Here is an 11,963-nt window from a genome sequence, read left to right as displayed (position 1 = left end):
ACCCATGGCCGGCCAATGTGCGTGAGCTGGATAACGCGATTCAACGGGCGCTGATTCTGCAGCAGGGCGGATTGATCCAGCCGCAGGATTTCTGTCTGACCGGCGCGGTGACGTTTACCCCGGCGCCGGCGGCTGTGCCGGTACAACCGCTGGTGCGCGAGATCGAAGTCGAGGCCGAATCCGCCGGTGCGCTGGGCGATGACCTGCGGCGCCGGGAGTTCCAGATGATCATCGACACCCTGCGCACCGAGCGTGGCCGCCGCAAGGAAGCCGCGGAAAAACTCGGTATCAGCCCGCGTACCCTGCGCTACAAGCTGGCGCAGATGCGTGATGCCGGGATGGACGTCGAAGGCTATCTGTTCGCCACCTGAACGTTGTCGCTGTCAATTGTGGGAGCGGGCTTGCTCGCGAAAGCGGTGGGGCAGTTGCGAAAATGTCGACTGACACTCCCTCTTCGCGAGCAAGCTCGCTCCCACAGTGATTTCGCGGTGCCTGGACGGGCTTTTATAAAATAAGTCCGCCGAGCTGGCACCCTTGTTGCTAACACCTGTGTACCCGCCGAGTGAGTGTCAAAAAATTGCGGGCCGCCCAAGAGAGTAGACCATGAGCCAAGGTATTGAATTTAATCGGTTGATGATGGACATGAAGGCCATGAAAATGGACGCCATGGCCACGCCGAAATCGACTGCCGCCGTCCCTGAACTGGCAGGCAGCAGCTTTTCCGACATGCTCGGTCAGGCCATCAACAAAGTCAGCGATACCCAGCAGGCGTCGACTCAGTTGGCCAACGCATTTGAAATCGGCAAGAGCGGCGTCGATCTGACGGACGTGATGATCGCCTCGCAGAAAGCCAGCGTGTCGTTCCAGGCTCTGACCCAGGTGCGCAACAAGCTGGTTCAGGCTTATCAAGACATCATGCAGATGCCGGTTTAAGGACGAGATTGAGTCATGGCAGAAGCAGTCGCCGATAACGTTCCGGCCAAGGCCACCCCGATAGACGGCAAACCGCCGCTGTTCGGCCTGTCCTTCCTGGAAAACCTCTCCGAGATGACCGTGCTGCGTCAGGTGGGCCTGTTGGTCGGCCTGGCTGCGAGCGTGGCGATTGGCTTTGCCGTGGTGCTGTGGTCGCAGCAGCCGGATTACCGTCCGTTGTACGGCAGCCTTGCCGGCATGGACGCCAAGCAGGTCATGGACACCCTGGCCTCCGCCGACATCCCTTATACCGTCGAGCCGAACTCCGGCGCCTTGCTGGTCAAGGCCGACGACCTGTCCCGTGCGCGGATGAAACTCGCGGCCGCTGGTGTCACTCCCAGCGACGGCAACATCGGTTTCGAAATCCTCGACAAGGAACAGGGTCTGGGCACCAGCCAGTTCATGGAAGCGACCCGTTACCGTCGCGGCCTCGAAGGCGAACTGGCGCGCACCATCTCCAGCCTGAACAACGTCAAGGGCGCTCGCGTGCACCTGGCGATTCCGAAGAGCTCGGTGTTCGTGCGTGATGAACGCAAGCCAAGCGCTTCGGTACTGGTCGAGCTGTACTCCGGGCGTTCGCTGGAGCCGGGTCAGGTGGTGGCGATCATCAACCTCGTGGCGACTTCCGTTCCCGAGTTGAGCAAATCGCAGATCACCGTCGTCGATCAGAAGGGCAACCTGCTCTCCGATCAGGCGGAAAACTCCGAAATGACCATGGCCGGCAAGCAGTTCGATTACAGCCGTCGTATGGAAAGCATGCTCACTCAGCGCGTGCACAACATTCTGCAACCGGTACTGGGCAACGATCGTTACAAGGCTGAAGTCTCGGCCGACATCGATTTCAGTGCCGTCGAATCCACCGCCGAGCAGTTCAACCCGGACCAGCCGGCGTTGCGCAGCGAGCAGTCGGTCAATGAACAGCGCACCGCCAGCAATGGCCCGCAAGGTGTGCCGGGTGCCCTGAGCAACCAGCCGCCGGCGCCGGCTTCGGCCCCGCAGACCACCGGTGGCGCGCAAGCTTCTACCGGCATGATTCAGCCGGGTCAGCCACTGGTGGATGCCAACGGTCAGCAGATCATGGACCCGGCCACCGGCCAGCCTATGCTTGCACCGTACCCGGCGGACAAGCGTCAACAATCCACCAAGAACTTCGAACTCGACCGTTCCATCAGCCACACCAAACAGCAGCAGGGTCGCCTGAATCGTCTGTCGGTGTCGGTGGTGGTCGACGATCAGGTCAAGGTCAATGCGGCCAACGGCGAAACCACCCGCGCGCCGTGGAGCGCCGATGAACTGGCGCGCTTCACCCGTCTGGTGCAGGACGCGGTCGGCTTCGATGCCAGCCGTGGCGACAGCGTCAGCGTGATCAACATGCCGTTCTCCGCCGAACGCGGTGAAGTGGTGGCCGATATTCCGTTCTACTCCCAGCCATGGTTCTGGGACATCGTCAAACAGGTGCTGGGTGTGTTGTTCATCCTGGTGCTGGTGTTTGGTGTGCTGCGTCCGGTGTTGAACAACATCACCGGCGGCGGCAAAGGCAAGGAGCTGGCCGGTCTGGGCAGCGACGTGGAACTCGGTGGCATGGGCGGCCTGGACGGCGACCTGGCCAACGACCGCGTGAGCCTCGGTGGTCCGCAGAGCATTCTGTTGCCTAGCCCGAGCGAGGGTTACGACGCACAGCTTAATGCAATCAAGAGCTTGGTGGCCGAAGATCCGGGTCGCGTGGCTCAGGTCGTGAAAGAGTGGATTAACGCAGATGAGTGATAACCGAGCCGCAACCGTCAAACTGAACAAGGTCGACAAAGCCGCGATTCTGCTGCTGTCCCTGGGTTCGACCGATGCAGCCCAAGTGCTGCGCCACATGGGCCCCAAAGAGGTTCAGCGTGTCGGTGTGGCCATGGCGCAGATGGGCAACGTCCATCGCGAGCAGGTCGAGCAGGTCATGAGCGAGTTCGTCGACATCGTTGGCGATCAGACCAGCCTTGGCGTCGGCTCCGACGACTACGTGCGCAAAATGCTCACCCAGGCCCTGGGCGAAGACAAGGCCAACGGCCTGATCGACCGCATCCTGCTCGGTGGCAACACCAGCGGCCTCGACAGCCTGAAATGGATGGAACCGCGCGCCGTTGCCGACGTGATCCGTTACGAACACCCGCAGATCCAGGCCATCGTGGTGGCGTACCTCGATCCGGATCAGGCCGGTGAAGTGCTCGGCAACTTCGACCACAAGGTGCGTCTGGACATCATCCTGCGCGTCTCGTCGTTGAACACCGTGCAACCGGCGGCCCTGAAAGAGCTGAACCAGATTCTCGAGAAGCAGTTCTCCGGCAACTCGAATGCCTCGCGCACCACCCTGGGTGGCATCAAGCGTGCTGCAGACATCATGAACTTCCTCGACAGCTCGATCGAAGGCCAGCTCATGGACTCGATCCGCGAAGTCGACGAAGACCTGTCCGGTCAGATCGAAGACCTCATGTTCGTGTTCAACAACCTGGCCGACGTCGACGACCGCGGCATCCAGGCGCTGTTGCGCGAAGTCTCTTCCGATGTGCTGGTGCTGGCCCTCAAGGGTTCGGACGAAGGCGTCAAGGAGAAGATTTTCAAGAACATGTCCAAGCGTGCCGCCGAACTGTTGCGCGACGACCTCGAAGCCAAAGGCCCTGTGCGCGTCAGCGACGTGGAAACCGCGCAGAAGGAAATCCTCACCATTGCCCGTCGCATGGCCGAGGCCGGCGAGATCGTGCTCGGTGGCAAGGGCGGCGAGGAAATGATCTAAGCCCATGGACAAGCATGACGAGTCAGTGACGGATCTGATCCGCGCCCGCGATGTCCGTGGTTTCGAATCCTGGGCGCTGCCCAGCTTCGATCCGCCGAAACCGGAACCCGAGCCGGAACCGGAGCCTGAACCGCCGGAAATGGAAGAAGTGCCGCTGGAAGAAGTCCAGCCACTGACCCTGGAAGAACTCGAGAGCATCCGTCAGGAGGCTTACAACGAGGGCTTTGGCATCGGCGAGAAAGAGGGCTTTCACAGCGCCACGCTCAAGGTGCGTCAGGAAGCCGAAGTGGCGCTGGCGGCGAAACTCGCCAGCCTCGAGCAATTGATGACCCACCTGTTCGAGCCGATTGCCGAGCAAGACACCCAGATCGAAAAGTCGCTGGTCGACCTCGTGCAACACATCACCAGACAGGTGATCAAGCGCGAGCTGGCCATCGACTCCAGCCAGATCGAACACGTCATGCGCGACGCGCTCAAGCTGTTGCCGTTGGGCGTGGACAACGTGCGTCTGTACGTTAATCCGCAGGACTTCGAGCAGGCCAAGGCCTTGCGCGAGCGCCATGAAGAAACCTGGCGCATTGTCGAAGACGACACGTTGCTGCCGGGCGGGTGCCGGGTTGAAACCGAGCACAGCCGCATCGACGCCAGCATCGAGACTCGCGTGACTCAGGTCATGGCCAAACTGTTTGACCAGTTGCACGAGCAGGCTCTGCACCCGGCCGCGCCGGACCTGAGTCTGGACATTCCTGAAGAAAGCCAACTGGCGGCTGCGCCGCAAGCGCCGCTCGCGGACACCACCGATGCGCCTTGAACGCACCAGTTTCGCCAAGCGCCTCAGCACCTATGCCGACGCCACCGAAATCGCCGGCGCGCCGATTCTCGAAGGGCGCCTGCTGCGCATGGTCGGCCTCACCCTCGAAGCCGAAGGCCTGCGCGCCGCCATGGGCACGCGCTGCCTGGTGATCAACGACGACAGCTATCACCCGTCCCAGGTGGAAGCGGAAGTCATGGGTTTTTCCGGCAGCAAAGTCTTTCTGATGCCGGTCGGCAGCGTCGCCGGCATCGCCCCGGGCGCCCGTGTGGTGCCGCTGGCGGAAACCGGTCGCCTGCCGATGGGCATGAGCATGCTCGGGCGCGTGCTCGACGGCGCCGGACGCGCGCTGGACGGCAAGGGCGGGATGAAGGCCGAAGACTGGGTGCCGATGGACGGCCCGACCATCAACCCGCTCAACCGCGACCCGATCCACGAACCGCTGGACGTCGGCATCCGTTGTATCAACGGTTTGCTGACGGTCGGGCGCGGTCAGCGTCTGGGTCTTTTTGCCGGTACGGGTGTCGGTAAGTCGGTGCTGCTGGGCATGATGACCCGCTTCACCGAGGCCGACATTATCGTCGTCGGTCTGATCGGTGAGCGGGGTCGAGAAGTTAAAGAGTTCATCGAGCACATCCTCGGTGAAGAAGGCCTCAAGCGTTCCGTGGTGGTGGCGTCCCCTGCGGACGACGCGCCGCTGATGCGTCTGCGCGCGGCGATGTACTGCACGCGGATTGCCGAGTATTTTCGCGACAAGGGCAAGAACGTCCTGTTGCTGATGGATTCGCTGACCCGTTTCGCCCAGGCCCAGCGGGAAATTGCCCTGGCCATCGGCGAGCCGCCAGCGACCAAGGGCTATCCGCCCTCGGTGTTCGCCAAACTGCCGAAACTGGTGGAGCGCGCCGGTAACGCGGAGAAGGGCGGGGGTTCCATCACCGCGTTCTACACCGTGTTGTCCGAAGGCGATGACCAGCAGGACCCGATTGCCGACTCGGCGCGGGGCGTGCTCGACGGCCACATCGTGTTGTCCCGGCGTCTGGCGGAAGAAGGTCACTACCCGGCCATCGACATCGAAGCCTCGATCAGCCGGGTGATGCCGGCCGTGGTCTCGGCGGAACACATGCAGCGTGCGCAGTACTTCAAGCAGCTGTGGTCGCGCTATCAGCAGAGCCGCGACCTGATCAGCGTCGGCGCTTACGTCGCCGGTGGCGACCGCGAGACCGATCTGGCGATCTCTTTGCAACCGCAACTGACCCGCTATCAGCGTCAGGGCCTCAACGACAAGATCAACATGGGCGAAAGCCAGGCCTATCTGGAAACCCTGTTCGCCCCTGCGGCGGGCGGGTAACCGGCCATGGCCGTGAGCCGAGCTGCGCGTCTGGCACCAGTGGTGGAAATGGCCGAGCAGGCCGAGAAAACCGCCGTGCAACGCCTGGGTTACTTTCAAGGCCAGGTCAAAGTGGCCGAAAGCAAACTCGCCGACCTCGATGCCTTTCGTCTGGATTATCAGGAACAGTGGATCGTGCGCGGCAGCGACGGGGTTTCCGGGCAATGGCTGCTGGGTTACCACGGCTTTCTGGCGCAACTGGATACGGCCATCGACCAGCAGCGGCAGAGTCTGGTCTGGCATCAGAACAACCTGGTCAAGGCGCGGGATGCCTGGCAACAGGCGTTCGCCAAGGTCGAAGGCCTGCGCAAACTGGTGCAGCGCTACCGCGAAGAGGCGCAACGCCTCGAAGACAAGCGCGAGCAGAAGCTGCTGGACGAGTTGTCGCAGCGTTTGCCGCGGCACGATCCTTTTTAAAGCCAGATCAAAAGATCGCTGCCTTCGGCAGCTCCTACACCGATCCTGTAGGAGCTGCGGCACGCTGCGATCTTTTGACTTTGCTCTGCACCTTGCCCCAACCCTGTCCAGGTGCTAAACCTTGTACACGTTCGTCAATGACAAGGAAGCCAGTCAATGTCAGTCGTTACAGAAGTCTCTCCGGATGGTCAAAAACTGACGATTTCGGTCAGGGGGCGGTTCGATTTTGGGCGCCATCAGGAATTTCGCGAGTCCTATGAGCGGCTTAACAGAAAACCCGACTCCATCGTGGTGGATCTGAAAGACGCCACCTACCTCGACAGCTCCGCGCTGGGCATGCTGCTCCTGCTGCGCGATCACGCCGGCGGCGACGACTCGGACGTACGGGTGATCAACAGCAACTCCGACGTGCGCAAGATCCTCGCCATCTCCAACTTCGACAAACTCTTCGACATCAGTTGACGGCCATGCAGGCGCAAGAGCCACTGACGATCCTGATCGCCGAAGACAGCGCCGCCGACCGTCTGCTGTTGTCGACCATCGTCCGCCGTCAGGGCCATGAAGTGCTGACCGCCGCCAATGGCGCCGAAGCGCTGGAGGTATTCAAGCGTCAGCCACCGCATCTGGTGCTGATGGACGCGATGATGCCGGTGATGGACGGCTTCGAAGCGGCGCGGCAGATCAAGGCGCTGGCGGGGGAAACCCTGGTGCCGATCATCTTTCTCACTTCGTTGACCGAAAGTGAAGCGCTGGCTCGTTGTCTGGAGGCGGGTGGTGACGACTTTCTGGCGAAGCCGTACAACCAGGTGATCCTCGCCGCCAAAATCAAGGCAATGGATCGCTTGCGCCGCTTGCAGGCCACGGTGTTGCAGCAGCGCGACCTGATCGCCAGGCATCACGATTACCTGCTCAACGAACAGCGCGTGGCCAAAGCCGTTTTCGACAAGGTGGCGCATTCAGGTTGCCTGAGTGCGCCGAATATTCGTTATCTCCAATCGCCCTACGCGCTGTTCAACGGTGACCTGCTTCTGGCGGCCTACACCCCGGCCGGCGACATGCATGTGCTGCTCGGTGATTTTACCGGCCACGGCTTGCCGGCGGCGGTGGGAGCAATGCCGCTGGCCGAGGTGTTCTACGGCATGACCGCCAAGGGTTACGGCCTGGCCGAAACCCTGCGCGAAATGAACGCCAAGCTCAAGCGCATCCTGCCGGTGGACATGTTCTGCTGCGCGACCATGCTTTGCCTGAGCTTTCAGCGCCGCACTGTGGAAGTGTGGAACGGCGGCATGCCCGACGGCTATCTGCACCGCATCACCACGGGCGAACGGCTGCCGCTGGCGGCGCGCCATTTGCCGTTGGGTGTGCTCAGCCCGCAGGCGTTTGACGATCGCACCGAAGTGCAGGCCATGGCGGTCGGGGATCGAGTGTTCCTGCTGTCAGATGGCGTGATCGACACCACTGACGCCGAGGACCGGTTGTTTGGTGTCGAGCGTTTGCAGCAGCTGTTCGCCGCCAACCGCGAGCCGGACAACCTGTTCGCCGAGATTGAGCAAGCCTTGTGCGAATTTCGCGGCGAACCCCGTGACGACGTGAGCATGGTCGAGATCAGCCTGCTAGAGGCGGCGCATGTCGTGCCGTCGGCGCCGGTGTATTCCGACAGCGGCCAGTCGAGCCCGCTGGACTGGTCGGTGAGCTTCGAGTTTCGCGGGGCTACGCTCAAGCGCTTCAATCCTTTGCCGTATCTGCTGCAGTTGTTGCAGGAAGTGCATGGTTTGCGCACCCAGGGCGGGGCGATCTACAGCGTGCTCGCCGAGTTGTACTCCAATGCGCTGGAACATGGCGTGCTGGGTCTGGATTCCAGCCTCAAGCGTGATGCCGCCGGGTTCGCCCGCTATTACGAGCAGCGCAATGCCCGACTGGAGGCCCTGCAGGACGGCTATGTGCGCGTGCATTTGGAGATCAGGCCGCAAGGCACGGGTGGCTGTCTGGTCATCCGTGTCGAGGACAGCGGCAAAGGTTTCGATGTGGCGCGGGTGATGGAGCGGCCGCTGGAGGGTGTCCGTCTGTCGGGGCGCGGCGTCAGTTTGATCCGGCAATTGGGGCATAACGCCAGTTGGTCGGACGAAGGTCGCAGTGCCTGCGTAGAGTTTTTCTGGGAGGTTAAGGCATAATTCGCGCATTCTTGATCAAGGAGTGAACAAGTGACTGAGATACATATTGATCGCGAGGCGCTAAGCGTACTGCGCGAAGTCATGGAGGATGGTTATCCGGAGCTTCTGGATACCTTTCTGGCGGATTCCGAAAGTCGCTTGGTCGAGTTGCAAAAGACAGCGGATGCCAAGGCGTTGTCAGAAGTTGCCCACAGTTTAAAGGGCAGCGCCAGCAACATGGGAGCAGTCCGGTTGGCGGAGCTCTGTCAGGAACTGGAATCTGAAGCCGAAAATAAAAGCCCCGCGGAAATCGTCAAAATGGTGGCCGACATCAGTTGCGAATTCGCGAAAGTCCGTCCTGACTACGAAGACGAACGCCAGCACGCACTGACCCACTGACCCCTGCCGTCCGGCGCTTTTCGCAAGCGCCGGACAACTCTGGCCCGACACTTGCAGTATTCCCCGTCAACTGTACCTACGATCCCAGTGCAGCGGAGACCGTGTCATGCCTGCGACCCCCAATGTTCTTCTTCAATCTGCCGCCCAGGCCAAGGCGCAAGCCGCTGCTGCCAAAACGCCGGTCATGGCCGCAGACACCGGGGACAAGGCCTCGAGCTTCGCTCAGGTGTTCGCCGATCAAGGCCCGAAAAAATCGCTGGCGAGCGCTGACAGTTCGCTGAAACCTTCGCGCGACAAGGTTGCCGACAACAGCGACAAGAAAGATTTCGCCAAGGACAAGTCTGCCGCCACACAACCGGCCGTTGCCGATAGCGGCAATGCCTTGCCTGCCGACAAGACTGCGTCGACCCCATCCGATGATCAGGCCGCCGGCGACGACGCTGCCGCTGATACGACGCAGACACCAGTCGCTGATACCACCCCGGTGGATCCGGCGCTGGATCCGGCTCTGGCGCACACCGTGCAGCCGCTGGTGACCGCGCCTGTGCCGGCACCGGTTGCTGCAACACCAGAACCGGTCAAGGCCGAAACGCCGGTCGTGGCCGCTGCGGTAACGCCAGCAGTGGTCAAAGACCCGGCGGCATCCACCGACAGCGCTTTCGACCCGGCAGCCGATCCACTCGATTCGCTACCGGCGTTGCGCATGGCGATGGAGCAGGGCGGGCATATTTCCGCCAGCAGCCAGGCACAACCCAAAGCTACGCCAGCCCAGACCCAGGCCGACGGTGAATTGACTTCAGCGCAGAACTTCGCTGCCGGCATGGCCAGCATGCTCGACGTGCAGGCCGACAAGGACAGCACCAGTCAGAATGGTGAAAAGGCCTTCAGCGGCCTGATCGACGATGGCCTGAAAGATCTGAAAGCGGCCACCAGCGACACCCGTGTCGATGACTTCGCCAACCGTCTGGCGGCGCTGACCCAGGCAGCCACACCGAAAACCGCGAACGCGGTGCCGGTGAACCAGCCGATCGCCATGCACCAGAGTGGCTGGACCGAAGAAATCGTCAACCGCGTCATGTACCTGTCGAGCGCCAATCTGAAGGCGGCGGATATTCAATTGCAGCCGGCAGAGCTGGGGCGTCTGGACATCCGTGTGAACATGGTGCCGGACCAGCAGACTCAGGTGACCTTCATGAGCGCGCATCCAAGTGTGCGTGAAGCACTTGATGGCCAGATGCATCGCCTGCGCGACATGTTCACCCAGCAGGGCATGGGCCAGGTCGACGTCAATGTCTCCGACCAGAGCCGTGGCTGGCAGGGTCAGCAGGGCCAGGAACAGGCGCAGCAGGGCCAGGGTGGCCGCACCAGCGCGACTGGCGGTCGTCTGGATTCGACCGATGAAGAGCTGACGCCGGCGGCAGTGGCTGAAGCCGCCGCGCAAACCACCAGCGTGATTGGCAGCAGCGCCGTCGACTATTACGCCTGATTCAAAGTATCCACAAAAACCTGTGGGAGCTGGCTTGCCAGCGATGGCGGCGGCACATTCAAAACCAATGTGTCAGACAAATCGCTATCGCTGGCAAGCCAGCTCCCACAGGGCTCGCATCGATTCATGCTCCCACTCCTCCGACGCTCCGACACTTCTGGCATAACACTTGCTCTTGCCTTGCCGTGCGACTGTGAAAACCCGATTAGTGACGGATTATTGGCATGGCGAAGAGCGAAGCAGCAGCTGTAAAAGACCCCGCGACCAAAGGCAAACTCAAGATGATCATCCTGATCGTGGTGGCTCTGCTGCTGGCGATCGGTGTGTCCGTGGGCGCGACCTGGTACTTCATGCACAGCGCTCAGAGCAAGCCTGCCGCAGCGGCCGAGGCCACTCCGGTCGGCAAGCAACCGGCGATTTTCGAGCCGATGGCGCCGGCGTTTGTCGCCAACTACAACCAGAACGGCCGTCAGCGCTACATGCAGGTGAGCATCACCATGTTGGCGCGTAACCAGGCCGATCTGGAAGCGCTCAAAGTGCACATGCCGGTGATCCGCAACAACCTGGTGATGCTCTTCTCCGGTCAGGATTTCGCCACGCTGGCGACCCCGGTCGGGCAAGAGATGTTGCGCCAGAAGGCTACAGCCAGCGTCCAGGAAGTGGCGCAGAAAGAGCTGGGCAAAGTGGTGATCGAACAGTTGCTTTTCACTAATTTCGTACTGCAGTAGGAACACGACATGGCCGTGCAGGATCTGCTGTCCCAGGATGAAATCGACGCGCTGTTGCATGGCGTCGACGATGGTCTGGTACAGACCGATAACGCTGCCGAACCCGGCAGTGTCAAAAGCTACGACCTGACCAGCCAGGATCGCATCGTCCGTGGACGCATGCCGACCCTGGAGATGATCAACGAGCGTTTTGCCCGCTACACCCGCATCAGCATGTTCAACATGCTGCGCCGCTCGGCGGACGTCGCCGTCGGTGGCGTGCAAGTGATGAAGTTCGGCGAATACGTGCACTCGCTGTACGTGCCGACCAGCCTCAACCTGGTCAAGATCAAACCGTTGCGCGGCACCGCGCTGTTCATCCTCGACGCCAAACTGGTGTTCAAGCTGGTGGACAACTTCTTCGGCGGCGACGGCCGTCACGCCAAGATCGAAGGGCGTGAATTCACCCCGACCGAGCTGCGTGTGGTGCGCATGGTGCTGGAGCAGGCCTTCGTCGATCTGAAGGAAGCCTGGCAGGCGATCATGGAAGTCAATTTCGAGTACATCAACTCGGAAGTGAACCCGGCCATGGCCAACATCGTCGGCCCGAGCGAAGCGATCGTGGTCTCCACCTTCCACATCGAACTCGATGGCGGTGGCGGCGATCTGCACGTGACCATGCCGTACTCGATGATCGAGCCGGTGCGCGAAATGCTCGACGCCGGTTTCCAGTCGGACCTCGACGATCAGGACGAGCGCTGGGTCAACGCCCTGCGTCAGGACGTGCTCGATGTCGACGTACCGATCGGCGCCACCGTGGCCCGCCGCCAGTTGAAGCTGCGCGACATCCTGCACATG

The 11,963-nt window shown here is 61.6% G+C and carries 13 protein-coding genes; all 13 read left to right on the top strand.

The features are described from left to right. Positions 1-371, top strand: a 371-nt coding sequence (locus DBR18_RS29845; RefSeq protein ID WP_305891544.1) for a helix-turn-helix domain-containing protein, incomplete at its 5' end; no start/stop codon positions are given. Positions 372-603: 232 nt separating this feature from the next. Beyond that, the gene (gene fliE / locus DBR18_RS24550) at positions 604-933 is read left to right on the top strand and encodes a flagellar hook-basal body complex protein FliE (RefSeq protein ID WP_003222869.1); all 330 of its coding nucleotides are present in this window, start codon (positions 604-606) and stop codon (positions 931-933) included. Between the two features lie 15 nt (positions 934-948). Beyond that, complete coding sequence (gene fliF / locus DBR18_RS24545; RefSeq protein ID WP_108592255.1) at positions 949-2,736, top strand: flagellar basal-body MS-ring/collar protein FliF; 1,788 nt, start codon at positions 949-951, stop codon at positions 2,734-2,736. Beyond that, a complete protein-coding gene (fliG, locus tag DBR18_RS24540) occupies positions 2,729-3,748 on the top strand; it encodes a flagellar motor switch protein FliG (RefSeq protein WP_007920042.1) in 1,020 nt (339 codons plus the stop codon). The genes fliF and fliG overlap by 8 nt, the downstream gene beginning before the upstream one ends. A gap of 4 nt (positions 3,749-3,752) precedes the next feature. Beyond that, complete coding sequence (gene fliH / locus DBR18_RS24535) at positions 3,753-4,559, top strand: flagellar assembly protein FliH (RefSeq protein ID WP_108592254.1); 807 nt, start codon at positions 3,753-3,755, stop codon at positions 4,557-4,559. Continuing rightward, complete coding sequence (gene fliI, locus DBR18_RS24530; protein ID WP_007966241.1) at positions 4,549-5,907, top strand: flagellar protein export ATPase FliI; 1,359 nt, start codon at positions 4,549-4,551, stop codon at positions 5,905-5,907. Before fliH ends, fliI begins: the two co-directional genes overlap by 11 nt. A gap of 6 nt (positions 5,908-5,913) precedes the next feature. Next, positions 5,914-6,363 carry a flagellar export protein FliJ gene (gene fliJ / locus DBR18_RS24525; protein WP_108592253.1) on the top strand — a complete coding sequence of 150 codons (450 nt, stop codon included), beginning with the start codon at positions 5,914-5,916 and terminating at the stop codon, positions 6,361-6,363. A gap of 156 nt (positions 6,364-6,519) precedes the next feature. Beyond that, complete coding sequence (locus DBR18_RS24520; RefSeq protein ID WP_007966243.1) at positions 6,520-6,825, top strand: STAS domain-containing protein; 306 nt, start codon at positions 6,520-6,522, stop codon at positions 6,823-6,825. A 5-nt stretch (positions 6,826-6,830) separates the two neighbouring features. After that, a complete protein-coding gene (locus tag DBR18_RS24515; RefSeq protein WP_108592252.1) occupies positions 6,831-8,534 on the top strand; it encodes a fused response regulator/phosphatase in 1,704 nt (567 codons plus the stop codon). Positions 8,535-8,564: 30 nt separating this feature from the next. Continuing rightward, positions 8,565-8,912: an Hpt domain-containing protein gene (locus DBR18_RS24510; protein ID WP_108592251.1), complete on the top strand. Its 348-nt coding sequence runs from the start codon at positions 8,565-8,567 to the stop codon at positions 8,910-8,912. 106 nt (positions 8,913-9,018) lie between these two features. Next, the gene (locus DBR18_RS24505) at positions 9,019-10,398 is read left to right on the top strand and encodes a flagellar hook-length control protein FliK (RefSeq protein ID WP_108592250.1); all 1,380 of its coding nucleotides are present in this window, start codon (positions 9,019-9,021) and stop codon (positions 10,396-10,398) included. 224 nt (positions 10,399-10,622) lie between these two features. Beyond that, the gene (gene fliL / locus DBR18_RS24500) at positions 10,623-11,126 is read left to right on the top strand and encodes a flagellar basal body-associated protein FliL (RefSeq protein WP_007966247.1); all 504 of its coding nucleotides are present in this window, start codon (positions 10,623-10,625) and stop codon (positions 11,124-11,126) included. A gap of 9 nt (positions 11,127-11,135) precedes the next feature. Continuing rightward, positions 11,136-11,963: flagellar motor switch protein FliM (fliM, locus tag DBR18_RS24495; RefSeq protein ID WP_108592272.1), on the top strand; the 828-nt coding region annotated here is incomplete at its 3' end.

This window comes from Pseudomonas sp. HMWF021 (assembly GCF_003061005.1).
In the GTDB taxonomy this organism is placed as follows: Bacteria; Pseudomonadota; Gammaproteobacteria; order Pseudomonadales; family Pseudomonadaceae; genus Aquipseudomonas.
The sequence above is the reverse complement of the archived record's forward strand: the minus strand, read 5'-3'. Positions and strand labels throughout refer to the sequence as shown.

Bases quoted from the DNA above. Each gene is read 5' to 3' on its own strand.
- fliE (WP_003222869.1), top strand. From the start codon at position 604: ATGAGCCAAGGTATTGAATTTAATCGGTTGATGATGGACATGAAGGCC.
- fliF (WP_108592255.1), top strand. From the start codon at position 949: ATGGCAGAAGCAGTCGCCGATAACGTTCCGGCCAAGGCCACCCCGATA.
- fliG (WP_007920042.1), top strand. From the start codon at position 2,729: ATGAGTGATAACCGAGCCGCAACCGTCAAACTGAACAAGGTCGACAAA.
- fliH (WP_108592254.1), top strand. From the start codon at position 3,753: ATGGACAAGCATGACGAGTCAGTGACGGATCTGATCCGCGCCCGCGAT.
- fliI (WP_007966241.1), top strand. From the start codon at position 4,549: ATGCGCCTTGAACGCACCAGTTTCGCCAAGCGCCTCAGCACCTATGCC.
- fliJ (WP_108592253.1), top strand. From the start codon at position 5,914: ATGGCCGTGAGCCGAGCTGCGCGTCTGGCACCAGTGGTGGAAATGGCC.
- DBR18_RS24520 (WP_007966243.1), top strand. From the start codon at position 6,520: ATGTCAGTCGTTACAGAAGTCTCTCCGGATGGTCAAAAACTGACGATT.
- DBR18_RS24515 (WP_108592252.1), top strand. From the start codon at position 6,831: ATGCAGGCGCAAGAGCCACTGACGATCCTGATCGCCGAAGACAGCGCC.
- DBR18_RS24505 (WP_108592250.1), top strand. From the start codon at position 9,019: ATGCCTGCGACCCCCAATGTTCTTCTTCAATCTGCCGCCCAGGCCAAG.
- fliL (WP_007966247.1), top strand. From the start codon at position 10,623: ATGGCGAAGAGCGAAGCAGCAGCTGTAAAAGACCCCGCGACCAAAGGC.